The 23,706-nt window shown below is 71.9% G+C and carries 19 protein-coding genes; 6 read left to right on the top strand and 13 right to left on the bottom strand.

What is annotated here, in order from left to right; all coding sequences use genetic code 11:
- Positions 1-289: 289 nt before the first annotated feature.
- From F6X53_RS08600 to F6X53_RS08580, 5 genes are all read left to right on the top strand, one after another.
- The gene (locus F6X53_RS08600; protein WP_150999519.1) at positions 290-2,005 is read left to right on the top strand and encodes a sensor histidine kinase; all 1,716 of its coding nucleotides are present in this window, start codon (positions 290-292) and stop codon (positions 2,003-2,005) included.
- A 163-nt stretch (positions 2,006-2,168) separates the two neighbouring features.
- Positions 2,169-2,483 carry a hypothetical protein gene (locus tag F6X53_RS32250; RefSeq protein ID WP_191970752.1) on the top strand — a complete coding sequence of 105 codons (315 nt, stop codon included), beginning with the start codon at positions 2,169-2,171 and terminating at the stop codon, positions 2,481-2,483.
- Positions 2,480-3,124 carry a TetR/AcrR family transcriptional regulator gene (locus tag F6X53_RS08590; protein WP_150999516.1) on the top strand — a complete coding sequence of 215 codons (645 nt, stop codon included), beginning with the start codon at positions 2,480-2,482 and terminating at the stop codon, positions 3,122-3,124. The genes F6X53_RS32250 and F6X53_RS08590 overlap by 4 nt, the downstream gene beginning before the upstream one ends.
- Entirely contained in the window at positions 3,121-4,359 is a 1,239-nt protein-coding gene (locus F6X53_RS08585) for an efflux RND transporter periplasmic adaptor subunit (protein ID WP_150999514.1), read from the top strand. Before F6X53_RS08590 ends, F6X53_RS08585 begins: the two co-directional genes overlap by 4 nt.
- A gap of 49 nt (positions 4,360-4,408) precedes the next feature.
- Positions 4,409-7,513, top strand: coding sequence for an efflux RND transporter permease subunit (locus tag F6X53_RS08580; RefSeq protein WP_150999511.1), 3,105 nt, complete (start codon positions 4,409-4,411; stop codon positions 7,511-7,513).
- 66 nt (positions 7,514-7,579) lie between these two features.
- Here F6X53_RS08580 and F6X53_RS08575 read toward each other — a convergent pair whose 3' ends face one another.
- From F6X53_RS08575 to F6X53_RS08555, 5 genes are all read right to left on the bottom strand, one after another.
- Complete coding sequence (locus F6X53_RS08575; protein WP_150999509.1) at positions 7,580-9,736, bottom strand: TonB-dependent hemoglobin/transferrin/lactoferrin family receptor; 2,157 nt, start codon at positions 9,734-9,736, stop codon at positions 7,580-7,582.
- A gap of 139 nt (positions 9,737-9,875) precedes the next feature.
- Positions 9,876-10,754: a heme ABC transporter ATP-binding protein gene (locus F6X53_RS08570; protein WP_150999507.1), complete on the bottom strand. Its 879-nt coding sequence runs from the start codon at positions 10,752-10,754 to the stop codon at positions 9,876-9,878.
- Positions 10,747-11,829: a FecCD family ABC transporter permease gene (locus F6X53_RS08565; protein WP_425324685.1), complete on the bottom strand. Its 1,083-nt coding sequence runs from the start codon at positions 11,827-11,829 to the stop codon at positions 10,747-10,749. The genes F6X53_RS08570 and F6X53_RS08565 overlap by 8 nt, the downstream gene beginning before the upstream one ends.
- Complete coding sequence (locus F6X53_RS08560) at positions 11,822-12,712, bottom strand: heme/hemin ABC transporter substrate-binding protein (RefSeq protein WP_150999505.1); 891 nt, start codon at positions 12,710-12,712, stop codon at positions 11,822-11,824. Before F6X53_RS08560 ends, F6X53_RS08565 begins: the two co-directional genes overlap by 8 nt.
- Positions 12,709-12,930: a hemin uptake protein HemP gene (locus tag F6X53_RS08555; protein ID WP_150999503.1), complete on the bottom strand. Its 222-nt coding sequence runs from the start codon at positions 12,928-12,930 to the stop codon at positions 12,709-12,711. Before F6X53_RS08555 ends, F6X53_RS08560 begins: the two co-directional genes overlap by 4 nt.
- A gap of 482 nt (positions 12,931-13,412) precedes the next feature.
- On the opposite strand from F6X53_RS08555, the gene F6X53_RS32245 reads away from it, so the two are divergent.
- The gene (locus tag F6X53_RS32245) at positions 13,413-13,589 is read left to right on the top strand and encodes a hypothetical protein (RefSeq protein ID WP_191970751.1); all 177 of its coding nucleotides are present in this window, start codon (positions 13,413-13,415) and stop codon (positions 13,587-13,589) included.
- A gap of 11 nt (positions 13,590-13,600) precedes the next feature.
- On the opposite strand, the gene tkt is transcribed toward F6X53_RS32245, so the two are convergent.
- From tkt to F6X53_RS08515, 8 genes are all read right to left on the bottom strand, one after another.
- Positions 13,601-15,619 (bottom strand): transketolase, encoded by a 2,019-nt coding sequence (tkt, locus tag F6X53_RS08550; protein ID WP_150999501.1) that lies wholly within the window; start codon positions 15,617-15,619, stop codon positions 13,601-13,603.
- Positions 15,620-15,723: 104 nt separating this feature from the next.
- Positions 15,724-17,598 carry a TRAP transporter large permease gene (locus F6X53_RS08545; RefSeq protein WP_150999499.1) on the bottom strand — a complete coding sequence of 625 codons (1,875 nt, stop codon included), beginning with the start codon at positions 17,596-17,598 and terminating at the stop codon, positions 15,724-15,726.
- Between the two features lie 10 nt (positions 17,599-17,608).
- On the bottom strand, positions 17,609-18,625 hold the full coding sequence (locus F6X53_RS08540) for a TRAP transporter substrate-binding protein (protein WP_150999497.1): 1,017 nt from the start codon (positions 18,623-18,625) through the stop codon (positions 17,609-17,611).
- 220 nt (positions 18,626-18,845) lie between these two features.
- On the bottom strand, positions 18,846-19,769 hold the full coding sequence (locus F6X53_RS08535) for an NAD(P)-dependent oxidoreductase (RefSeq protein WP_150999495.1): 924 nt from the start codon (positions 19,767-19,769) through the stop codon (positions 18,846-18,848).
- Positions 19,760-20,785 carry a transketolase family protein gene (locus tag F6X53_RS08530; RefSeq protein WP_150999493.1) on the bottom strand — a complete coding sequence of 342 codons (1,026 nt, stop codon included), beginning with the start codon at positions 20,783-20,785 and terminating at the stop codon, positions 19,760-19,762. The genes F6X53_RS08535 and F6X53_RS08530 overlap by 10 nt, the downstream gene beginning before the upstream one ends.
- On the bottom strand, positions 20,782-21,636 hold the full coding sequence (locus F6X53_RS08525; protein WP_150999737.1) for a transketolase: 855 nt from the start codon (positions 21,634-21,636) through the stop codon (positions 20,782-20,784). Before F6X53_RS08525 ends, F6X53_RS08530 begins: the two co-directional genes overlap by 4 nt.
- Before the next feature lie 76 nt (positions 21,637-21,712).
- Positions 21,713-22,462 carry an SDR family NAD(P)-dependent oxidoreductase gene (locus F6X53_RS08520; RefSeq protein WP_150999491.1) on the bottom strand — a complete coding sequence of 250 codons (750 nt, stop codon included), beginning with the start codon at positions 22,460-22,462 and terminating at the stop codon, positions 21,713-21,715.
- A 257-nt stretch (positions 22,463-22,719) separates the two neighbouring features.
- Positions 22,720-23,616, bottom strand: coding sequence for a LysR substrate-binding domain-containing protein (locus tag F6X53_RS08515; protein WP_150999489.1), 897 nt, complete (start codon positions 23,614-23,616; stop codon positions 22,720-22,722).
- Between the last annotated feature and the right edge of the window lie 90 nt (positions 23,617-23,706).

The following is a 23,706-nucleotide window of genomic DNA, read 5'->3' as shown; positions in this document are numbered from 1 at the left end:
TGACCTCCGCTCTCACCCCGCGCACCATGTTGTTCTGGCGTTTTCCCGCGCGTAATTCTTGAGCCCGACTGTACCCGCAAGCAAGAGCGGAGGCTCGGGGCGCACGAGTTCGGGGAGCGAACCTGCCTGACCGGATTAATATTAAACCATGTAAAGCCCGTGATGGGTTCGAGACACGCGCGCCAGCACCCGCGATCTTGCTTTGCGCGTCAACTCCGCGCAGATTGCCCATCGAGGACGCAGCATCGGCTTGAGTGCTTGTCAGGCGCCGAGTGTGGGGGAGGCCAAGATGCTGACGAGCCGGGTCCTGGCCCTGGTCGCCCTCGCGTTGACCCCGGCGCTCGCGATCCAGGGCTACAACGAATACGCGTTGCGGACCGACCGGGACGAGGCGGTCCGGGCCGACGCCCTCGCGACCGCCCGCATCGTGGCGGCGGATCTCGACCAGCTCGCCGACAGCCTTCGTCAGACCCTCGACATCGTGGCCGAGACGCCCGCCATCCGGGGGCGCGATGCGGAGGCCTGCACCGAGTACCTCCATCGCATCATCGACAATCTCCCGCAGATCATCCTCATCGCCGTGACCGAGATGAACGGCCGCCTCCTCTGCAACAGCCTCGGTTCCGCACCGGGGGCCTACTCGAATGCCGGCCGCGACCATCACCAGCGCGTCCTCGCGACGGGCGAGTTCGCGATGGGCGGGTTCGCGCAGGGCGTGGCGACGGAGCGGGAATCCGTTCATTTCGCGCAGCCCCTGCGGGACGACGACGCCTGGCCGGTCGGCGTCCTCGTCGCCAGCATCGATCTCTCCTGGCTCTCGGAACGGCTTCGCCACCTCGTGCCGCAGGCGAGCACCTCGCTAACCGTCTCCGACCGGGACGGCATCGTGCTCGTGCGCCGGCCGGACCAGGAAACCTGGGTCGGCCGCCCCCTGCCGCCGGAGCGCCTGGCGCGCCTCGCCCGCGACCGGGACACCGCGCGGATCGTCACCGGGCTCGACGGGCGCGAGCGGGTCGTCGGCGTCGTGCGCCCCGGGGGCGTCCTCGAAGGGGTCACGATCGTCATCGGGCGGGACCGGGCGCTGGCCTTCGCGGATGTCGACGCCGCCACCCTGCGGGGCCTCGTCCTGATCCTCATCGGCACGGTGCTGTCGGTCCTCGGCGCCCTGGTCGGAGGCCGGGTCTTCATCCGCCGGCCCCTGCACCGGCTCCTGCGCACCGTGGCGGCCTGGCGCGCCGGCGACCTGCGCGCCCGCACGGGCGTCTCGGGGCCGTCCGAGTTCGGGCAGCTCGGCGCGGCGTTCGACGCGATGGCGAGCTCGATCCAGGCCAGCCAGGACCACCTGCGGGACGAGCTCGCCCGCAGCCGCAGCCTGCAGGATCAGCAGACGACCATGCTGCACGAGCTGAACCACCGGGTGAAGAACACGCTCGCCACCGTGCAGGCGCTCGCCCGGCAATCCCGCGGCGGCGAGGAGGGCGCCGCCCAGCTCGAATCCCGCCTCCTCGCCCTGTCGAAGACGCATGATCTCCTGACGCGCGACGATTGGAGCGGTGCCGCGCTGCACGAGATCATCGAGAACGAGATCGGCCCCTACCGCCGGGACGCCGATCAGGTCGTCCTCGAAGGACCGCCCGTGATCCTGGCGCCCCGCTACGTCCTGGCGATCGGCATGATGGCCCACGAGCTGACCACGAACGCCGTGAAGTACGGCGCCCTGACGCGCGCCGACGGGCGCGTGCGGATCAGCTGGAGCGTGGCGGCGGGCGAGGGCGGGGCGAAGCGCCTGCGCCTGACCTGGCAGGAGAGCAACGGCCCCCGGGTTTCCCCGCCGCAGCGGCGCGGGTTCGGCACGCGCCTGATCACGGGGGCGATCAAGCGGGAACTCGACGGCGAGATCGACATGGCCTTCGATCCCGGCGGCGTCTGCCTGCGGCTCGACGTGCCGCTCGAACAGGCCGCCCCCGGCATCGTCGCAGCCCGCGCCCTCGACCGGGCCCACTGACGCCGAAGCCACCTGATCCGCCGAGCCTGCCGGAGCCGTATTTAGCCGACCGGGCGCTGCAAGCCATGTGCGCCGCCACTCACGGGCCGAGGCTCATTGAATGAGCGTTCATTGACTTTTGAATGAACATTCAATAGGCATCTTCGGCACACAGGAGTTGGTGATGGGTCCTTCTCATCGCGTTCGGTTCGGCGAGGTCGATGCGGGCAGGCTTCTCCCTTCGGAGGAGACCGACGGGTTCGGCCTGCGGGGGCTCGATCTCGTCCGGTCGGCCCTGAGGCCGTCGAACCTCCTGCTCGGCGGCGTTCTCCTGGCCGGCTGGCTGGTTCTGGTCGGCTGGACCGGGGCGGGCCCGGAGGGCTGGCAGGCGCGGCTCTGCGCCGATCTCGACCTGCAGCCGCGCGCCTGCGGCGCGATCCAGCTCACGGACGAGGCCGGCCGCGCGCAGATTCCCGGCACGGGGAGGCCGCAATCGTGAGCGCGGCCCTCGGCACCGTCATCGAGGCGCGAAGCGGCCAGACCGCCCGGCGCGAGCAGATCCTCGACGCAGCCGAGGCCTGCTTCGTCCGCAACGGCTTCCACCGCACCACCATGCAGGACCTTGCCCGCGCGGCCGGCATGACGGCGGGCAACATCTACCATTACTTCGAGTCGAAGGAGGCCCTCGTCCTCGGCCTCGCCGAGCGGGAGCGCGCGCGGGGTGCCGCGCTCGTCAGCCGGCTGGCCGGCGGCGGCGACCGGCGCGCGGTCCTCATGGGCATCATCAACCAGTATTTCGTGAGCATCCCGCGCGAGGCGGCGGTGCTGCGCCTCGACCTCTGGTCGGAGGCCACCCGCAATCCGGCGATCGCCGCGATGACGGCGCGGTTCGACGAGGAGGGCCGGGACTTCTTCATCGAGGCGATCTCGGCGCTGGCCACCGCGCCGGATTGCGACCCGGTCGCGCTGTTCGAGACCCTGGACGGGCTGATGCGGGGCATCGTCGTCAACCGCGCCCTGCGGCCGGATTACGACCCGGCTCCGGCCGCCGCCCGGCTGCGGGGCCTTCTCGATGCGGGCCTGGCCGGCCGCCTGCCGACCTGTCCCGACGCCGCTCCCGCTCCGGAGACCCGCCGATGAGCCCTGTTCGCAAGCGGGCCGCCCCCGTCCTTCTGGCGCTCGCCCTCGGGCTGCCGGCCTGGCCCGCCCGCGCCGAGACCGCGCCGGTGCCGCCGAGGGCCGGGCCGGTCCCGGCGGTCAGCGTGGTCGAGGCGGCCCGGCGCGAGATCGTCGAGACCCTGGTCGTCACCGGCACCCTGGTGCCCCGCGACGAGATCCTGGTGACACCCGAGATCGACGGCTACCGCATCACCGAGGTGCTGGTGGAGGAGGGCATGCGCGTCGCGCGCGGGCAGGTCCTGGCCCGCCTGTCGCGCGACCTGATCGACCGCCAGCTCGCCCAGCAGAGCGCCCTCGTCGACAAGGCGAGCGCCGCCGTGCCGCAGGCCCAGAGCAGCATCGAGCAGGCGGAGGCCGCCGAGACCGAGGCGCGCCTCGGCTATGACCGGGCGCGGCAGCTGATCCAGACCGGCAACGCCACCGCGGTGGTGATGGAGAGCCGCACCGCGGCCCTGCGGCAGGCCGAGGGCAAGCTCGCCTTCGCCCGCAACGGCCTCGTCATCGCCAAGGCCGAGCTCGCCCAGGCCCGGGCCGCGCGCGACGAACTCGAATTGCGGCTCGCCCGCACCGAGATCCGCGCGCCCGAGGCCGGCATCGTCAACCGCCGCACCGCCCGGGTCGGCATGGCGGCCTCGGCCTCCGCCGAGCCCCTGTTCCGCCTGATCGCCCGCGGGGAGATCGAGCTGGAGGGCGAGGTGATCGAGACCAAGCTGCCGCTCCTGCGCGAGGGCAGCCCCGCCTGGATCGAGATCGGGGCCGGCGCGCGCGTCCCCGGCAGCGTGCGGGCGGTCTATCCGGAGGTCGACAAGGCGACCCGGCTCGGCAAGGTCCGGGTCCGCCTCGACCCCGACCCGCGCCTGCGCATCGGCACCTTCGCCCGCGGGGCGGTCGAGCTCGCCCGCACCCGCGGGGTGAGCGTGCCGCAGGCCTCGATCCTCTACGGCGGTCCCCAGGGCAGCAGCGTCCTCGTCGTCGCGGGCGAGGCGGTCGAGGCCCGCGCCGTCCGGACCGGCCTCAGCGACGACGACGACATCGAGATCCGGAGCGGCCTCGCGCCGGGCGAGCGCGTGGTCGCCCGGGCCGGCAGCTTCCTGCGCGACGGCGACCGGGTCCGCCCGGTCCTCGCCGCCGCCCCGGCCCCGGCGGTCGCCGCCACACCCTCGCCCCAGGATACCGCCGAGGCCGGCCTGCCCTGAGCGGGCCGCGCCACCGCCCTTCCGTCCCTCCTGTCAGCGGGTTGCCCCGATGCGCCTGAACGTCTCCGCCTGGGCGATCCGCAAGCCGATCGCGCCCCTCGTCCTCTTCCTCGTGCTGATCGTGCTCGGCCTCGTCAGCTTCCGGGGGCTCGCGGTCACGCGCATGCCGAATGTCGACGTGCCGATCGTCTCGGTGGCGATCACGCAGGCCGGCGCCGCGCCCTCCGAGCTGCAGACCCAGGTGACGAAGTGGGTCGAGGACTCGATCGCGGGCGTGCGGGGCGTCAAGCACATCACCTCGTCCATCACCGAGGGCTCGTCCGTCACCACGGTGGAGTTCCGCCTGGAGGTGAACACCGACCGCGCCGTCAACGACGTGAAGGACGCGGTCTCCAAGATCCGCATCAATCTGCCCCGCACCATCGACGAGCCGGTGATCAGCCGGGTCGAGATCGCCGGGCTGCCGATCCTCGTCTACGGGGTCAGGGCGCCGGCCATGAATCCGGCCGAGCTGTCCTGGTTCGTCGAGGACAAGGTCGCGCGCACGCTGCAGGGCGTGAAGGGCGTCGGCGGCGTCGAGCGGGTGGGGGGCGTCGCCCGCGAGATGCGCGTCGTGCTCCAGCCCGACCGGCTGCTGGCGCTGGGCATCACGGCGGCGGACGTGAACCGGCAGCTGCGCCTCACCTCCGCCGACATGGCGGGCGGGCGCGGCGAGGTCGGCGGCCGCGAGCAGTCGATCCGGACGCTGGCCGCCTCCCGCACCCTGCGCGACCTCAAGGCCACCTCCATCGTGCTGCCCGGCGGGCGCAAGGTCCGCCTCGACGACCTCGCGGTCGTGCAGGACGCCATCGAGGAGCCGCGCACCTTCGCGCGCTTCAACGGCGAGCCCGTCGTCGCCTTCGCGGTCTCGCGCGGCTCGGGCGCGAGCGATGCCGAGGTGGCCGCCGGCGTCGAGCGGAAGATCGCCGAGTTCCGGGCGCATTATCCCGACATCCAGTTCGAGACGATCGATTCCTCGGTCTCGGCCACCATCGGCTCCTACGATTCGGCCATGCACACCCTGATCGAGGGCGCGGTCCTGGCCGTCATCGTGGTGTTCCTGTTCCTGCGCGACTGGCGCGCCACGCTGATCGCCGCGGTCGCGCTGCCGCTCTCGGTCTTCCCGACCTTCTGGGCCATGGACGCGCTCGGCTTCACCCTCAACGGGATCAGCCTGCTCGCCATCACGCTGGTGACCGGCATCCTCGTCGACGACGCCATCGTGGAGATCGAGAACATCGTCCGGCACATGCGGCTCGGCAAGTCGCCCTACCGGGCCGCCATCGAGGGGGCCGACGAGATCGGGCTCGCGGTCATCGCCATCACGGCGACGCTGATCGCGGTGTTCGCGCCGGTCTCCTTCATGGGCGGCATCGCGGGCCGCTACTTCATCCAGTTCGGGCTGACCATCGCGGTCTCTGTGTTCATGTCGCTGCTCGTCGCGCGGCTGATCACCCCGATGCTCGCCGCCTATTTCCTGCGCGACCACGGCCCTGCGGAGGAGCGCGAGGGCCCGGTGATGCGCGCCTATGGCCGGCTCGTCGGCTGGTCGGTGCGCCACCGGGTGATCACGCTCGTCGTCGGCCTCGCGCTGTTTGCCGCCTCGCTCGCCTCCACGGGCCTGCTGCCCTCGGGCTTCGTGCCGAAGCAGGACAATGCCCGGACCCTGTTCATGGTCGAGCTCGCGCCGGGCGCGAAGCTCGCCGACACCGTGGCGGTGTCGGACCGGGTCGTCGCGCGCATCCGCGCGCTGCCCGAGGTGACCTCGGTCTTCGTCGATGGCGGACGGCAGGTCGGCGGCAAGAAGGAGACGCGGCTCGCCACCCTCACGGTCAACCTGACGCCGAAGAACCACCGCGCGAAGAAGCAGGCCGACCTCGAGACCGAGATCGCGGCCCTGCTGGCCGAGGAGCCCGATATCCGCTCGTGGTCCCTGCGCGACAGCGGCCAGCGCGACCTCGCCCTCGTGGTCGGCGGCCCCGATGCGGCGGTCGTGGCCGAGGTCGCCGCGCGCCTGCAGCGCGACATGGCGGCGATCCCCCACCTCGTCTCGGTGATGTCGACCGCGCCCCTCAACCGGACGGAGGTGCGCATCCGGCCCCGGGAGGGCGTCGCGGCCGATCTCGGCGTGTCCACCGACGCCATCGCCGAGACGGTGCGGGTCGCCACCATCGGCGACATCGGCCTAAACCTCGCGAAGTTCAACGCGGCCGACCGGCAGGTCCCGATCCGGGTGCAGCTGCCCGAGAGCGCCCGCGGGGCGGTCTCGCGGCTGGAGAGCCTGAAGGTGCCGGCCAAGAACGGGGTGGCCGTGCCGCTGGCGGCGGTGGCCGAGATCGGGCTCGACCAGGGCCCGGGCGCCATCGACCGCTACGACCGCGTCGTGCGCGTGGCGATCGAGGCGAACATGGAGGGCTCGGACGCCCTCGGCTCCCTGATCGCCCAGGCCCTCGCGACGCCCACCGCCAGGAGCCTGCCGCCGGGCGTCACGATCCGCCAGACGGGCGATGCCGAGATTATGGGCGAGGTCTTCTCGGGCTTCCTGACGGCGATGGGGGCCGGCATCATGATGGTCTACGCTGTGCTGGTGCTGCTGTTCGGCTCGTTCCTGCAGCCCCTGACCATCCTGTTCTCGCTTCCCCTCTCGATCGGCGGCGCCATCCTGGGCCTGCTTCTCCTCAACATGCCGATCTCGATGCCGGTGGTGATCGGCATCCTGATGCTGATGGGGCTGGTGACGAAGAACGCCATCATGCTGGTCGATTTCGCCGTCGAGGAGATGGCGCGGGGCGTCGACCGGGTCACCGCCATCGTGGAGGCCGGGCGCAAGCGGGCGCGGCCCATCGTGATGACCACCATCGCGATGGCGGCCGGCATGGTGCCCTCCGCGATGGCGCTCGGCGTCGGCGGCGAGTTCCGGGCGCCGATGGCGGTGGCGGTGATCAGCGGCCTGATCGTCTCGACCCTGCTCTCGCTGGTGTTCGTGCCGGCGGTGTTCCTGCTCATGGACAGCCTGAGCGGCCTCCTCGGGCGCCTGTTCGGCCGCTTCATCGGCGCGCGCGACGAGGGCGGCGGGGCGCCGCTGCCGCAGCCGGCGGCCAACCCGGCCCATTAGCCGCGCGCGCTCGGAAGGTCCTCCGCTGCGGGGGTCCCGGAGATCAGGCCGCCCGGGCGCGCCCCGTCATCGCGTCGCGAACTTGATGCTGATCGCCGCCTTCGCGGTCAGGCCCGCGCTCGGCAGCAGGTTGAGATACTGCCTGAACTGCTTGTCGAAGGCGTTCTGCAGGATGAAATCCGCCCGGATCCGGTCGTTGACCCGGTAGGAGGCGAAGAGATCGACGAGGCCGTAGGCCTTGGTCGCCAGGATGGTCGCGCCGGCCGGCACGCCGAGGCGGCTGTCCACGAAGGTGAGGCGCGTGCCGAGCGTCAGGCTCGCGTCGAGGAAGCGCAGGCCCAGCGTCGTGCTGATCCGGTCCGGCGGGATGGTCAGGAGCGTCTGGCGCGTGGCCTTGTCGCGCCCCTCGGTATGGGTGGCCGCCAGCGAGACGAAGCCCCCGCCCCAATCGTAGGCGCCCTCGAGCTCGACGCCGGAGAGATCGGCCTGCGCCACGTTGAGATACTGGAATGACTGGACCGGGATGACGCAGGGGAAGCGGCCGGGCCGGGCGGCGCAGATCGAGGCCGGGATCCCGGGAATCGCCGGCACGAAGTAGGTCGGGCCGACCGTCGATATGTTGATGTAGTTGTCGATCTCGTTCTGGAAGACGTTGAGCTTCGCGCGGAACGTGTCGCCGGGCGCGAGGACGTCGCCGTATTTGAGGTTGACGCCGCCCTCGATGTTGTGGGCGACCTCCGGCCGCAGGGTCGGGTTCGGCAGGATGTTGAAGGCCGGGAACGGGTGGATGCCCTGGACCAGGGTCTCGGTGATCGAGGGGGCCCGGTAGCCTTCCGCGTAGGTGCCGTAGATCTCGATGCCGGGCAGCGGCGAGACCCCGACGGTGATCTTCGGGGAGAGGCGATCGCCGCCGGAGCGGTAGGCGCCGCCGGATAGGTCGTAATGGTCGTAGCGGAGCGCGCCGACCACGCGCAGCCACGCGGCGTAGCGCAGCTCGTCCTGGATGAAGGCCCCCGCGAGGGTCCGCTCGCCGGAGGGCGTGAAGGCCTGGCCGAAGCCGCCGGCATTGTCCGTGGTCTTGACCCGATCGAACACGGCGTCGCCGCCGATTGTCAGGGCATGGCTCACCGCGAAGGTGTCGAAGCGCGCCGTGTTGTGGATGTCGAAGCCCGAGGTCTCGATGTCGTAGGAGATCCGGTTGCCGGCCCGCACCCCGAGATTGCCGTAGAGGCCGCTCGCCGTATCATCGAGGAAGGTCAGGGTGTTGTGCGTCGTGGTGTAGTAGCCCTTCGCGCTGAGGTCGATCAGCGGCACGTCCGGCCGGGCGAAGCGGTAGCCGAGCGTGTAGGTGTCGGCCTGGACGGCGTTGTTGAATCGGGCGCCCGCGTTGCTGGTGCCGTTATTGGCGAAGTCGAAGTTCTGGACCAGCGCCGTGCCGCTGATCTCGTGACCGTCGGCGGGCCGGAGGTTGAGCTTGGCGAGCCCGGCGGTCAGCTCGTTGCCGGTGTCGCGCACCAGGGTGCCGAGGCCGTCGCGATAGGGGCCGTTGTTGCGGTAGACGAACTGGCCGAACACGTCCGCGCCGGTGCCGATGCGGGCGCCGAGCGCCGTCGCGTTCAGGAACTTCTGCCCGTTCGTGCCGAAGCCCCATTTCTGGACCGCGCCCGCCCTCTCGTCCGGCGCCAGGATGTCGTCGATCGCGCGGGTGCGGAAGGCCACCACGCCCCCGATCGCGCCCGAGCCGTAGATGGTGGAGGTCGGCCCCCGCGTGATGTCGATGCCGCCGACGAGCTCCGGATCGAGGTAGAAGACGCCGTTGGCGCTGTGCCCCGAGGTCTGGAAGTTCTGGCGGGCCCCGTCGATCAGCACGTTGACGCGCCCGAAATCCTGCAGGCCGCGGATGTTGATGGCCTGGGCCGGATCGTTCTGGTTCTCCTGGGTGGTCACGCCCGGCACGTCCCGCAGCACGTCGGAGAGCCGGCTCGGCTGGAAGCGCTCGATCTGCGCGCGGGTGACCACGCTGGTTCCCGAGAGGGCATCGATCGCCGGCTCCTCGGTCTTCGTGGCGGTCACTGAGAGGGTGTCGAGGCTGACCTGCGCCTCCGGCGGGAGCGAAGCGGGCGGGCCGGCGGCCGGCTGGGCCTGCGCGGCCGCGGCGGACAGGAGCGAGAGGCCGGCCGCGAGCGAGCAGCGGCACGACAGGACGATGCGAGGGGAGGCCATGACCGGTTCCGCGAGACAGGAGACAGCGCTCTGAGATCGGCTGGCTGGCGGAAGGCTGGCTGGCGGGCGGCGGGCCCGTGATGCGGCCGCCGGCGCGGTGCGGTCAACGGGCCGGCCAGGCGGGCAGATTGGCAGGAATCTAAACCGGTCCTGGCAGTGGCTGAAACGGTTCCAGATTGGCCGCACGATCCGGCTCCGTGTTGCCGCCCGGCAACATACGCTGGGGCAGGATGAAGGGCTGGCCGGCCGCCGGGATCCGGCCGACCGGCCAGCGCACCCGGAAGATCTCCGCGATTAGGTCGTCGCGCAGGATCGCGGCGGGGCTGCCCCGGGCCACGAGGCGTCCGTCCGCGAGCACCACCAGGGTATCGGCATAGGCCGCCGCGAGGTTGAGGTCGTGCAGGATCGCCACCACCCCGACGCCGTCCCGCCGCAGGTCGTCCACCGCCTCCAGGATCGCGCTCTGGTGGCGCAGATCGAGGCTCGCGGTCGGCTCGTCGAGGAACAGGGCCTGCCCGGTTGCGAGGGTGCGGCCGGCGGCGAGCTGGCAGAGCACCCGCGCGAACTGGACCCGCGCCTGCTCGCCGCCCGAGAGGCTCGGATAGGCGCGCTCCGCGAGGTGCAGGATGTCGGCCCGGCGCAGGGCATCCGCCAGGATCGCCTCCCGCTCCCGGCGGCCGAGGCCGCGGCCGATCCCGTCGAGGCCGATCCGGGCCACCTCCGCGACGGCGAACGGGAAGGCGAGGCGGGCGCTCTGCGGCAGCACCGCGCGCAGGGCCGCGAGCCGCCAGGGCGGGATCTCGGCCAACGGCACGCCGCCATAGGTCACCGCGCCCCGGCTCGGGCGCAGCTCCCCGCAGAGGAGGCGCAGGAGCGTCGACTTGCCCGCGCCGTTCGGCCCGATGATCACCTGCAGGCTGCCCGGCCCGACCGCCAGCGAGACCCCCTCGACGAGGTTCCGCCCGGCCGCCGCGAAGGCGAGGTCCGTGCCCGAGACGAGGGGCGGCGCCTCAGACATCGAGGCCCCGATTCCTGGCAAGCAGCAGCCAGAGGAAGACCGGGGCGCCGACGAGCGCGGTGACGATCCCGATCGGCAGTTCGGCCGGGGCCACGACGAGGCGGGACGCGACATCCGCCAGGACCAGGAGCGCACCGCCCAGCAATGCGGAGGCCGGCAGGAGCCGGCGATGCTCCGGGCCGATGAGCAGGCGCAGGGTATGGGGCACCACGAGGCCGATGAAGCCGATGACGCCCGCCGCCGCCACGCTCGCCCCCACCGCGACCGCGACGAGCAGGATGGCGGTGCGCTTGAGGCGCTCCACCGGGATGCCGAGATGGAAGGCCTCCGCCTCCCCGAGGACGAGGGCGTTGAGGCCGCGGCCGAGGAACGGGACGGCGACGAGGACCGGCAGGATCGCGAGGGCGCTGACCGCGACCTTGGCCCAGCTCGCGCCGCCGAGGCTCCCCAGCGACCAGAAGGTGAGGTCGCGCAATTGCCGGTCGTCGCTGGCAAAGACCAGGAGGCCCGTCATCGCACCGCTCAGCGCCCCGAGGGCGATGCCGGCCAGGAGCATCGTGGCGACCGAGGTGCGGCCCGAGCGGGTCGCCACGAGGTAGAGACCGAGCGTCGCGGCAAGTCCCCCCAGGAAGGCGGCCGCGGGCAGCACCGCGTAGGGGAGCGGCCCGGGCAAGCCGAGGGCCTGAAGGAGCCGGTCGCCCAGCACGATGACGATGGCGGCCGCGAGCCCGGCACCGGCCGAGACGCCGACCAGCGCCGGATCGGCCAGGGGATTGCGGAACAACCCCTGCATCAAGGCCCCCGAGACCGCGAGCCCGGCTCCGACCAGGAGGCCGAGCAGGGTCCGGGGCAGGCGGATATTGAGGATCACGAGGGCGTCGCGCGCGAGCGCCGGGTCCGCCCCGCCCCGCATCAGCAGGTCGAGGATCCGGGACGGGGGAATGCGGACCGCCCCGACCGCGACGGAGAGGAGGCCGACGGCGACGACCGAGACCGCGAGACCGGCGAAGATCAGGGCGCCCCGGCGGCGCGGAGCCCCGAGCCGGTCCCCCCTCCGCAAGGCGGTCTCAGCCACGGAGGAGGTCGGGGTAGATCGCCCGCATCAGGTCCCTGGCGGCGTCGGGGGTGCGCGGGCCGAAGCCCAGGAGGTAGAGGCCGTCCATCGTCACGAGGGCGTGCCTGGCGGCGGCCGGCGTCTGGCCGAGGGCGGTTCCGGGGGCGAAGGTCGCCTCCGGGCTGGGGGCCTCGGCGCCGTTGCGCATCAGCACCACGGCGTCGGGCGCGGCGGCCAGGATCGCCTCGTCGGTGATCGGCTTGAAGCCCTCGATGCCGGCGGCGGCGTTGTCGACCCCCGCCAGCGCGAGGATGCCGTCCGCCGTGCTGGTGCGGCCGCCCACCAGGACGCGGCCATTGGCCAGCGACAGCACCACCAGGGCCTTCATCGGGCGGGTGATGCGGGCGCGCTGCCGGCTCAACCCGGCAAATTGCGCGCCGACCGCCTCGGCGAGCTCCGCGGCCTGCCGGTCGAGGCCGGCGAGGCGCCCGACCGTCACGATCTTGTCGAGGACGCCCTCCGGGGTCGGCGGCTCCTTCACGAGGGTGACCGGCACGCCGGCCTCGCGCACCAGGGCCAGCACGTCCGGCGGCCCCGCGCCCTCGGCCGCGATCACGAGGTCCGGCCCGGCCGAGAGCAGCCCCTCGGCCGAGAGGGCCCGCAGATACCCGACATTCGGCTTCTCCCGCAGCGCCTCGGCCGGGTAGATGCTCGTCGTGTCGACCGCCACGATCCGGTCGGCGGCGCCCAGCCGGTAGAGGATCTCGGTGACGGCGCCGCCGAGCGAGGCGATGCGCGCGGGCGACCCGGCGGCCCGCGCCGCGCGGGGGAGGGCGGCGATGCCGCCGAGGCCGGCGAGGACGGCCCGGCGGGTCCAGCGGAGGGAAGCGGGTTCGTTCGTCATTTCGTGAGGATCAGCTTGTCGTTGGCGGTGATCCGCAGCCGGTAGCGCTCGCCCGCATGCAGGATGGTCACCTCGCGATGGCCCTTCATCAGAGCCGCCGTGCGGATCACGACGCCGAAATCGGGGCCTGGGTCGAGACATGGGTCAAGGCCTGGATCGACGGAGACATCGCGCAGGCTCGCGCCTGCACTTCCGGTTTCGGCGTCTGGCTTCGACATCGCAAGAACTTTGAAACATCCGTTCTTTTGAATTGTTAAATTCTAAAGCGCGGATACTGATGCTGTTCTCTCCTACGAGTGCTCTTGCGCCCTGGCAAGATAAGCTCGGGCGCCAGTGACGGCCCGGGCGACAGGTTGCCGGCGATGTCGCCGGCGATCGGCCCACGCGGCAGCGCGGGCGTCCCGGGGGAGCGGGACCCGCAGATCGCGCGCCGTGCAGGCGACGTCGATTCGTCGAGGTCCCGTGTCTTCCCCGCTTCGGCCCCTCGCGGATCGGGGCGATCGGCCTCCGACGGACCGGGATCCGGGGGCGCCGCAGCATGACGGAGCTGAGCAATCCTGAAGCGATGCCGCCTCACGGCTGATCCCGGCGCATGCCAGATCCCGGATTCCCACCCTGTCTCGCCCGGTCCGGCTCGGGCATATTGTGCAGTGCGGCATGACCGGACGCCCGGTTGCCGGCCGCGACAGGAGCAGGTTCGATGGCGAAGGGACTCAATCTCGACGGCGCGCGGTTCGATCTCGGTCTCGCGGGACGCGCATCGCCGGCCCCGGCTTGGTTCGGCCGGATCGTGGCGCTCCTTCGCAGCGCGAACGATGTCCAGTACGCCGAGGCCCGCGCCCGTCTCGCGCGGACGGGCTGCGCCGGCCCGGTCTGAGCCCGGGCGCGTCAGGCCGCCGGGAGCCGGGCCCGCGCCGCCTCCGCGACGGCCTCGGCGGTGATGCCGAAATGAGCAAACAGCGCTTCGGCGGGCCCCGACGCGCCGAACCCCGTCATGCCGACGAAGCCGCCCTCCTCGCCGATCCAGTGATCCCAGCCCTGCCGGATCGCCGCCTCGACCGCGACCCGCACGGTGTCGCGCGGGATCGTGCGGCGGCGATAGGCCTCGTCCTGCCGCGCGAAGGCCTCCCAGGAGGGCATCGAGACGACGGCGGTCGGAATGCCCTCGGCCTGGAGCAGGTCCCGGGCGCCGAGGGCGAGCGCCACCTCCGAGCCCGTGCCGACGAGCGTCACGGCCTGCGCGCCCCCTTCGGCCTCGGCCAGGACATAGGCGCCCCGGGCCGAGCGATTCTCCTCCGGGCCCATGCGCCGCAGGGCCGGCAGGGGCTGGCGTGAGAGGATCAGCGAGGTCGGGCCGTGGCGGTTGGCGAGCGCCATCTCCCAGCATTCGACCGTCTCGACCGCGTCGGCGGGACGCAGCACCAGCATGTTGGGGATGGCGCGCAGGGAGGCCAGGAACTCCACCGGCTGATGCGTCGGGCCGTTGCGGCCGATGCCGATCGAGTCGTGGCTGTAGACCGTGATGACGGGCAGGCCCATCAGCGACGCCATGCGGAGCGCCGGGCGCATGTAATCCGAGAACACCAGGTAGGTCGCCCCCACCGGCACCAGGCCGCGATGGGCCGCGATGCCGTTCATCATCGCTCCCATCGCGTGCTCGCGGATGCCGTAATGCAGGTAGCGGCCCTGCCGGTCCTGCGCCGTGAAGGCGGCGAGCGCCTGCTTGAGGCGGGTCGGTCCCTCGAGGTCGGGGGCGCCGCTGAAGAGCTCGGGCAGGGCCTGCGTGAGATCGGCCAGGATCTCGGCCGAGACCTCGATCGTCGGACGTGCCTCCCCGGCCTCGGCGAAGCGGCGCTTGGCCGGGCGAAGGGCGTCCTGCCAATTCTCCGGCAGGCGCGCCTGCGACCGGCGCGTGAATGCGGCCCTCTGCTCGGGATCCCGCGCGGCCAGGCGCTCCGTCCAGTCCGCATAGGCGGCCCGGTTGCGCCCGCCCGCCCCCGCCCGCCAGGCGCGCAGGACGTCGTCCGGCACCGTGAAGGCCGGGTGGTCCCAGCCCCGCGCCGCGCGGGCTTGGGCGAGATCGGCCGCGAAGACGCGCCCGCCATGGGCGCCGCGCTGGCCCTCGAGCCGCGGCAGGCCGCGGCCGATCACCGTGGCACAGGCGATCAGGCTCGGCCGCGGATCCTGCTTCGCGCGCGCGATCGCGTCCGAGACGGCCTCGACATCGTGCCCGTCCGCGTCGAGCACCTGCCAGTCGGCGGCGCGAAAGCGGGCCCGGACATCCTCCGAGATCGACAGGTCGGTGCCCCCGTCATCGGTGATGCGGTTGTCGTCCCACAGGAAGATCAGCTTGCCGAGGCGCAGGTGGCCGGCGAGCGAGATCACCTCGTGGGCGATGCCCTCCATCAGGCAGCCGTCGCCCACGAGGGCGTAGCTGTGGTGGTCGACGAGATCCCGCCCGAACTCGGCGGCGAGCTTCGCCTCGGCCACCGCCATGCCGACCGCGTTGGCGATGCCCTGCCCGAGGGGCCCGGTGGTCGCCTCGATGCCGAGATGGGCGGCGATCTCCGGGTGCCCGTGGCAATGCGAGCCGAGCTCGCGGAAGCGCCGGATCTCCTCGATCGTGAGGCCCTCGTAGCCCGCGAGGTGAAGCGCGGCGTAGAGCAGCATCGAGCCGTGGCCGTTCGAGAGCACGAAGCGGTCCCGGTCGGGCCATTCGGGGTCCGCGGGGTTGCATTTGAGGTGGCGGGTGAACAGCGCGGTGGCGATCTCGGCGCAGCCGAGGGGGGCGCCGGGATGCCCGTCGCCCGCCCGCTCGATGGCGTCGAGGGCGAGGAAGCGGATCGCGTCCGCCATCCGGTCGCTCGGCGGGGCGGGGGGGCGGGCATTCGTCTCGGAAGCTGGCATCGGGGCTCACGCGGGGCGGAAGGAGGGGGTTCGGACATGCGCCGCCGGGGCCGGACGCGCGGGGCGTCCGGCTCGGTCCGGCGACGTTTCGGGCTCGACGGCGTTCAGAGGAAGCCGATGGAGAACCAGGGCACGAGGATGATGACCGCGAGGCCGATCAGGAGCGCCGCGATGTAGCCGAGGATCGGCCGCATGCCGGCATCGGGATGGATCCGGCTGATCGCGCAGGCGGCGTAGTAGCCGACCCCGAAGGGCGGGGCGAACAGGCCGACGCCCATGGCGAGGATCACCACCATCGCGTAGTGGACCTCGTGCACGCCGACCGCGCGGGCGATCGGGAACAGCAGGGGCCCGAACAGCACGATCGCCGGGATGCCCTCCAGCACCGAGCCCAGCACGATGAAGGCCAGGGCCGAGACGACGAGGAAGCCGAGCGTTCCGCCGGGCAGGCTCGTCATGGTCGCGGCCAGGGTCTGCGAGAAGCCGGACTGGGTCAGCGCCCAGGCCATGCCGGTGGCCGCCCCGATGATCAGCAGGATGGAGCCCGACAGGGTCGCGGTCGTCACCAGCATCGGGTACAGGCGCCGCAGGTCGAATTGCCGGTAGATCAGCAGGCCCGTGAGCACCGCGTAGACGATGCCGATCGTCGAGACCTCCGTGGCGGTGGCGACCCCCTCGACCACGGCGGCCCGGATCAGGAAGGGCAAGGCCAGCGCCGGCAGCGCGATCACGAAGCTCCGGCCGATCACCCGGCCCGAGGGACGCGGCACGTGCCGCAGGTCCTCGCCGCGATAGCGCCACCAGACCAGGCTGCAGAGGGTCACGGCCAGGACGAGCCCCGGCAGCAGCCCGCCGGTGAAGAGCGCCGTGATCGAGACGCCGGTGACGGACCCGATGGTGATCAGCACGATCGAGGGCGGGATGGTCTCGGTCTGCGCGCCTGTGGCGGCCAGCAAAGCCACGAGGTCGCCCTCCTTGGCGCCGCGCGCCTTCATCTCGGGAAACAGCACCGGCGCCACCGCCGCCATGTCGGCGGCCTTGGAGCCGGAGATGCCGGAGACGAGGTACATCGCGCCGACCAGCACGTAGTGCAGGCCGCCGCGGACATGGCCGAGCAGGCTCGCCAGGAACCCCACCATGGCCCGCGCCATGCCGGTCATCTCGATCAGCAGGCCGAGGAACACGAAGAGCGGCACGGCGAGCAGGATGAGGTGGCTCATGCCCTCGTCCATGCGCCCGACCACCACCATCGACGGCGCGCTGGTGGTGAGCGTGATGTACGCGAAGGTGGCGAGCCCGAACGCGAAGGCGATCGGCACGCCGGAGAAGACCAGGGCGCCGACGCCCAGGACGAAGAACAGGAGCAGGTTGAGGTTGCCGAGCCCCATCAGGAGCGGCTGGAGCAGGAGGAGCGCGCCCGCCACCGCGCCGCCGAGCGCGAGGGCCCCGATGGCGATGCGCCAATCGGCGGCCTCCAACAGGCGGATCACCGCGATCAGCAGCATCAGGGCGAAGCCGACCGGCAGGGCGGCGGCCCGCCAGGCATTGGTGATCTCGAGGGCGGGCGTCAGGACGAAGAGCTCGTCGCTCGCGAATTCGTAGGCCGGCTCCAGGACGAGCGCCACGAAGATCAGGCCGGCCACCAGCGCGACGGTCTCCAGGAAGGCCTGCACCCGCGGCGCGGCCATGGCGACGAGCGCCGTCATGCGCATGTGCTCGGCGCGCCGGAAGGCGACCGCCGCCCCCAGCATGGCGAGCCACAGGAACAGGATCGAGGCCAGTTCGTCCGACCAGACGATGGGCTGGTGGAACACGTAGCGGCTCACCACCCCGCTCAACAGCACCACGATCTCCAAGACGACGAGGATCGCGGCGGGCACCTCGATGAGGTGACCCAGACCCTTGTCGAGGGTTCTCAGCCAGGAACGGCCGCCCCGCAGGGGCGCCCCGACGGCCGGGGCGGCGAATTCGAGTTGCATGGAGGCCTCCTCACGCGAGCTTGCCGGAAACGGCTTCGAGGTGGGCCCAGGCGGCGTCGCCGTACTTGGCCTTCCAATCCTTGTAGAAGCTCGTCCGGCCGAGCGCATCGCGGAAGGCCTCGCGGTCGACGTCGATGAAGGTGATGCCCTTGTCCGACATCGTGGTGCGCAGCGAGGTGCTCAGCTTGACGATGTCGCCGCGCTGCTCGTCCGCCGAGCGGTCGAGCTCGCGCGAGACGATCTCGCGCAGGTCCTGCGGCAGGCGCTGCCACGCCCGCTTGTTGCCGAGGATCCAGTACCCGTCCCAGACGTGACCGGTCATGCTGCAGGATTTCTGCACCTCGTAGAGGCGCGTGGTGGCGATGATGGCGAGAGGGTTCTCCTGCCCCTCGACCACCTTCGTCTGCAGGGCGGAGTACAGCTCGTTGAAGTTGATCGGCGCCGCGCCGGCGTCGAAGGCCTTGAACAGCGAGGTCAGCATCGGGGCGGGGGGGACGCGGATCTTGAACCCCTTGAGGTCGGCGGGCGTGCGGATCTCGCGCGTCGAGGAGGTGATCTGCCGGAAGCCGTTGTCCCAGACCTTGGAGACGGTGAGGATCGGGGTCTTGGCGATCTCGTCGCGCACGTAGGTGCCGAGGCCGCCATCCATGGCGGACCAGACCGCGGCGTAATCCTTGAAGGCGAAGCCGGTATTCGGGAGGCTCGCGGCCGGCACGTAGGTCGCCAGGATCGAGGTCGCGAGGTTGAAGAACTCGACGCTGCCGTTGCGGACCTGCGCCAGCAGATCCGTGTCCGAGCCGAGCTGGTTGGCCGGGAACAGCCGGATCTCCAGGCGCCCGCCCGTCGCCTCGCGGATGCGGTCGAGGGCTTGCTGGGCCCGCAGGTTGATCGGGTGGGTCGGGTCCTGGCCGGTGGCCAGCTTGTAGGAGAACTCGGCCGCGGAGGCGCGGCGGCTGATGATGCCGCTGAGCGGCACGGCGGCGGCGCCGGCCAGGAGGGTTCGGCGGCTGAGGATCGTGTCGCGCATGGTTTCTCTCCCTGATTGTCTCGCGTGACCCGATCCTTGCCGTTACTCGGTCTCGTGGATCCGGGCTCTGTTCTGGTTCGTCGTCCCCGTGCCGCCGAGATTGGCTCGGCAGCGCCGGTGTCTTCGCCGGCCATCGCGAATAGTCACGTGGTCCCGAACGTCTCTCGCTTCACGCAACGCCTCTTACGCAGGTCCTCTCGCGCAAATCCTCTCGCGAGCCTCAGGCCGGATTTCCGTCCGGGGGCGGGGCGCCGTTGAGGGCCCGGTAGGCGCGCACGACCTGACTGTCGTCGCAAGGTCCCTCGCCGCGGCCCGAGGTCGACAGGAAGAGCTGGTGGGCCAGAGCCGCGAGGGGCAGGGCGGCCTTCGCCCCGCGGCCCGCCTCCAGCACGATGCCGAGATCCTTGACGAAGATGTCGACGGCGCTGGTCACCGGCGGCGCGGCCTCCAGCATCCGGGGGCCGCGGTCGCGCAGCATCCAGCTCGACGCCGAGGAGCCGGACAGGATCTCCAGCACCACCGCGCCATCGACGCCGACCCGCTCGGCCAGCGCCAGCGCCTCGGCGGCGGCGGCGATGTGGACCCCGCACAGGAGCTGGTTGACCGCCTTCACGGTCGCGCCCTGGCCGGGCCGGGTCCCGACATGGAAGACCTTGTCGCCGAGGGTGTCGAGGATGGGACGGACGCGCGCGAGGGTGTCGGCGGGGGCCGCCGCCATGATGGTGAGCTTGGCCGCCTCCGCCCCGACGACGCCGCCGGAGACGGGGGCATCGACGAAGCGGCGGCCGGCGCGCTCCACCTGATCGGCCAGGGCCGCGACCGCCCCGGGCGGGCAGGTCGCCATCAGGATCACGACCGCGTCCGGCGCCAGGGCCGCGAGCGCGCCCTCCCGGACGAGGATCGCCTCGGCCTGCGCCGCATCGACGACCATCAGGATGATCGCCTCGGCCCCCGCGCTCGCGGCGGCCAGCGTCTCGGCGGGCTCGGCGCCCGCCGCCGCGAGCGCGGCGCGGCTCTCCGGCCGCAGGTCGTAGCCGCGCACCGGAAAGCCCGCGGCGACGAGGTGGCGCGCCATCGGCAGCCCCATCGCACCGAGGCCCACGAAGGCGACGCGGGGGAGCCCGGCTGGCGCGCTCAGAGCCATTCCCGGATCCTTCGCACCATGGCCTCCGTCGAGATGCCGTAGCGGTCGTGCAGCGTCGGCAGCGCGCCGGCATCGAGGAACGCGTCCGGCAGGCCGATCTGGCGGAAGGCCGGCGGCACGGTCCCGCTGCGCAGGAGCAGCCCCGCCACCGCTTCGCCGAGGCCGCCGATGACCGAGTGGTTCTCGGCCACCACCACGAGGCGTCCGCCGCGGCCCGCCTCCCGCAGGATCGTGGCCTCGTCGAGGGGCTTGAGGGTCGGAACGTGCAGGACCGCCACGTCGACCCGGTCGCCCTCGAGGGCCTGCGCGACCTCGAGCGCCCGCATCGTCATCAACCCGGAGGAGACGATCAGCACGTCGCGGCCGTCGCGGATCGTCTTGGCCTTGCCCATCTCGAAGGTGTAGCCGTACTCGTCGAGGACGAGGGGCACGTTCCCGCGCAGGAGCCGCAGATAGACGGGGCCCTGGTGGGCGACCATGGCGGGCACCACCTGCTCGATCTCGTGCGCGTCGCAGGCATCGATGATCGTCAGGTTCGGCATGCCGCGGAAGATCGCCACGTCCTCGGTGGCCTGGTGGCTCGGGCCGTAGCCCGTCGTCAGGCCCGGGAGGGCGCAGGCGATCTTGACGTTGAGGTTCTCCTCCGCGATCGCCAGGCAGATGAAGTCGTAGGCGCGCCGCGCCGCGAACACCGCGTAGGTCGTCGCGAAGGGCACGAAGCCCTCCCGGGCGAGGCCGGCGGCCGCGCTCATCAGGAGCTGCTCGGCCATGCCCATCTGGTAGAACCGGTCGGGATGGGCCTGCGCGAAGATGTGCAGGTCGGTATACTTGCTCAGGTCCGCGCTCAGGCCGACGATGTCGGGGCGGGTCCGGGCGAGCTCGGCCAGGGCGTGGCCGAACGGCGCCGAGCGGGTCCGCTGGCCCGGCGCGGCGAGCGAGGCGATCATCGCCGAGGTCTTGAGCCCGGCGCCGGCGCCTTCCGGCCGGACCGGCCGCTCGTATTTCGAACGCCTCATTGCATCCTCCCCTCGTCCAGGACCTTCAGGGCCTCGCGCCACTCGGCGGGCTCCACGCGCAGGAAGTGGTTGCGCTCGCGCGCCTCCAGGAACGGCACGCCCTTGGCCATCTGGGTGTCGCAGATGACGAGGCGGGGGCAGCGGCCCGGGTGGTTGCGGGCGGCATCGAAGGCCGTCACGAGGGCCTCGAGGTCGTTGCCGTCGACGCGCTGGACGAACCAGCCGAAGGCCTCGAATTTCGGCGCCAGCGGCTCGAAATTGAGGACGCCACGCGAGGGGCCGTCCGCCTGCATGCCGTTGACGTCGACGAGGCCGATCAGGTTGTCGAGGCCGAAGGCCGAGGCCGACATCGCCGCCTCCCAGGTCGAGCCCTCGTCGAGCTCGCCATCGGAGAACAGGTTGTAGATGAAGGATTTCGAGGATTTGCGCTTGAGCCCGAGGGCCATGCCGACCGCGATGCCGAGGCCGTGACCGAGGGAGCCCCCGGTGATCTCCATGCCGGGCGTGTAGGTCGCCATGGCGGACATCGGCAGGCGGCTGTCGTCGCCGCCATAGCTCGTCAGCTCGTCCTCCGGGATGATCCCCGCCTCGATGAGCGCCGCGTAGAGGGCGATCGCGTAATGCCCGATCGAGAGCAGGAAGCGGTCGCGGCCCTCCCATTCGGGATCCTCGGGCCGGTAGGTCAGGGCGTGGAAATAGCTGACCGCCAGGACGTCGGAGATGCCGAGGGCCTGGGCGATGTAGCCCTGCCCCTGGACCTCCCCCATCAGGAGGGCGTGGCGGCGGATCCGGTAGGCCCGGTCGGCCAGGGAGACGTTCGTGCCGGCCCGCGGCGCCTGTTGGCCCGGCATGTCCTTTTGAACCGGCATGTCTTGTTGGCCCAGCATGTCCTGGTGGCTCTGCATGGTGTCCTCCTCGAGGGCGCGGTCAGTGGATCAGCATGCCGCCATTGACGTCGATCACCGCCCCCGTGATGTACGAGGACAGGTCGCTGGCGAGGAACAGGCAGGCATTGGCCACGTCGTCGGCGACCCCGAGGCGGCCGAGCGGGATGCCCTTGGAGATCTCGGCCTTCAGCGCGTCCGTCAGCTTGCCGCCGGTGATGTCGGTCTGGATCAGGCCGGGGGTCACCGCGTTCACCCGGATGCCGTCCGGGCCGAGTTCGCGCGCCATCGCCTTCTGGAGGCCGAGCACGCCGCCCTTGGCCGCGCTGTAATGGGGGCCGCCGAAGATGCCGCCGCCGCGCTGCGCCGAGACCGACGACATGCAGACGATCGAGCCCGAACGCTGCGCCCGCAGGGCCGGAATCACCGCCTGGCTCATGTAGAGGGTGCCGCGCAGGTTCACGTCCATGACGGCCTCGTAGTTGGCCGCCTCGATCTCCATGATCTTGAGGGGCTGCGTGATGCCGGCATTGTTGACGAGGACGTCGATGCGGCCGAGGCGCCCGATCACCTCCTCGGCGGCGGCCCGGCAGGCGGCCTTGTCGGTGACGTCGCAGGCGAGGCCGAGATGGCCGGGGCCGATGTCGCGGGACGCCGCCTCGGCCTGGCCGGCGTCGAGATCGAGGATCGCGACCCGTCCGCCCTGCGCGGCGAAGAGGCGTGCGGTCGCCTTGCCGATGCCCCGGGCCGACGCGGCTCCGGTGATGACGCAGACCCTGTCCTTGAGAAGCATGGCTTCCTCCCTGCGGATCGGCCCGGCGATCCGTTCGATGTCGTCACGAGAGGGGAGGCATGGCGCCGGTCGTGCGGCGCCGTCCGGCCCGAAGCCGGCTTGACCCTATGCGCCGCGCGCCGTTTCGGCCGGCGGCACCCGAGTCGTTTCCTCTGTTGTCTCGTTGGGGGGGAGAATGGTTCGGTCCGCCGCCCCGGGCAAACGCGTAGTTCTCAGCACGTGATGAATGAAATTCATCTCACGTCGGGTCGGGATCCTCAGGTGAGCTCGGTGCTGAGGTCGACGGAGCGTTCCCGGGCGAGCCACCGCGCGAAGATGCGCAGCGGAGCCCGGTGCCGGGCGGTCGCCGGGAAGACGAGGTGATGGCCCGTGTAGACGACGTCCTCGGCGCGGCCGGCCAGGGGGGCCACGAGGCGGCCACTCGCGATCTCGCGTTCGGCGAGGAGCGTCGATTCGAGGGCGACGCCGAGGCCGTCGGCGGCGGCCGCGATGGCGAGGAAGCTCCGGTCGAACCGGATCGCCACCGGAGGCGGCGCCTTGAGGCCGTTCCGGTCGAACCAGAGGGGCCATCGCACCAGCTTGTTGTCGCTCTGGATCAGGGTCTGCCCGAACAGGTCGGCGAGGCTGCCGATGCGGGCGGCCCGCTCCGGGGAGCAGAGCGGGGTCACGGTCTCCCGGCCGAGCGGCATCAGGATGAGGCCCTCGCCCCGCGGCGGCCCGTAGACGATGTCGGCATCGAACTCGTCGTTGAGGAAGCGGGCATAATCCATCCCGGCGGCGAGCCGGACCTCGAAGCCCGGATGCCCGGCCAGGAAGCGGGCGAGCCGCGGCGTGAGCCATTGCGCGGCGAAGCTCGGGGCGCAGTGGAGGCGAAGGAGCTGGGTCCCCCGGGTCGAGACGAGATCGAGCCCCCGGCTCAGTTCCGCGAAGGCGCGCCCGACATGTTCGAGGAGGGCGTCACCCGCCGGCGTCAGGGCGACGCGCTGCCCGCTGCGCTCGAACAGCGCGACGCCGAGCGCCTCCTCGACCTTGCGGATGGAGTGGCTCACGGCGCTCGCCGTGAGGTTCAACTCCGCCGCCGCGGCCTTGAACGAGCGTCGGCGCGCGGCCGCCTCGAAGGTCCGGAGCGCGGAGAGGGGCACGGGGAGGCGCATCGGCGCGAGCTTGAGCTCAGCCCGGCATCCTTGGCAACCGGACGACCCCGCCACCCCGGCGCGATCGGTGACACCCGGGCCCGTCCGATC

The organism is Methylobacterium soli (assembly GCF_008806385.1).
Lineage (GTDB): Bacteria > Pseudomonadota > Alphaproteobacteria > Rhizobiales > Beijerinckiaceae > Methylobacterium > Methylobacterium soli.
This window is presented reverse-complemented; position numbering and strand designations above follow the sequence as displayed.

Bases quoted from the DNA above. Each gene is read 5' to 3' on its own strand.
- F6X53_RS08535 (WP_150999495.1), bottom strand. From the start codon at position 19,769: ATGGCTCTGAGCGCGCCAGCCGGGCTCCCCCGCGTCGCCTTCGTGGGC.
- F6X53_RS08555 (WP_150999503.1), bottom strand. From the start codon at position 12,930: ATGTCGAAGCCAGACGCCGAAACCGGAAGTGCAGGCGCGAGCCTGCGC.
- F6X53_RS32245 (WP_191970751.1), top strand. From the start codon at position 13,413: ATGGCGAAGGGACTCAATCTCGACGGCGCGCGGTTCGATCTCGGTCTC.
- F6X53_RS08540 (WP_150999497.1), bottom strand. From the start codon at position 18,625: ATGCGCGACACGATCCTCAGCCGCCGAACCCTCCTGGCCGGCGCCGCC.
- F6X53_RS32250 (WP_191970752.1), top strand. From the start codon at position 2,169: ATGGGTCCTTCTCATCGCGTTCGGTTCGGCGAGGTCGATGCGGGCAGG.
- F6X53_RS08570 (WP_150999507.1), bottom strand. From the start codon at position 10,754: ATGTCTGAGGCGCCGCCCCTCGTCTCGGGCACGGACCTCGCCTTCGCG.
- F6X53_RS08580 (WP_150999511.1), top strand. From the start codon at position 4,409: ATGCGCCTGAACGTCTCCGCCTGGGCGATCCGCAAGCCGATCGCGCCC.
- F6X53_RS08520 (WP_150999491.1), bottom strand. From the start codon at position 22,462: ATGCTTCTCAAGGACAGGGTCTGCGTCATCACCGGAGCCGCGTCGGCC.
- F6X53_RS08530 (WP_150999493.1), bottom strand. From the start codon at position 20,785: ATGAGGCGTTCGAAATACGAGCGGCCGGTCCGGCCGGAAGGCGCCGGC.
- tkt (WP_150999501.1), bottom strand. From the start codon at position 15,619: ATGCCAGCTTCCGAGACGAATGCCCGCCCCCCCGCCCCGCCGAGCGAC.
- F6X53_RS08575 (WP_150999509.1), bottom strand. From the start codon at position 9,736: ATGGCCTCCCCTCGCATCGTCCTGTCGTGCCGCTGCTCGCTCGCGGCC.
- F6X53_RS08545 (WP_150999499.1), bottom strand. From the start codon at position 17,598: ATGCAACTCGAATTCGCCGCCCCGGCCGTCGGGGCGCCCCTGCGGGGC.
- F6X53_RS08560 (WP_150999505.1), bottom strand. From the start codon at position 12,712: ATGACGAACGAACCCGCTTCCCTCCGCTGGACCCGCCGGGCCGTCCTC.
- F6X53_RS08585 (WP_150999514.1), top strand. From the start codon at position 3,121: ATGAGCCCTGTTCGCAAGCGGGCCGCCCCCGTCCTTCTGGCGCTCGCC.
- F6X53_RS08525 (WP_150999737.1), bottom strand. From the start codon at position 21,636: ATGCCGGGCCAACAGGCGCCGCGGGCCGGCACGAACGTCTCCCTGGCC.
- F6X53_RS08600 (WP_150999519.1), top strand. From the start codon at position 290: ATGCTGACGAGCCGGGTCCTGGCCCTGGTCGCCCTCGCGTTGACCCCG.
- F6X53_RS08515 (WP_150999489.1), bottom strand. From the start codon at position 23,616: ATGCGCCTCCCCGTGCCCCTCTCCGCGCTCCGGACCTTCGAGGCGGCC.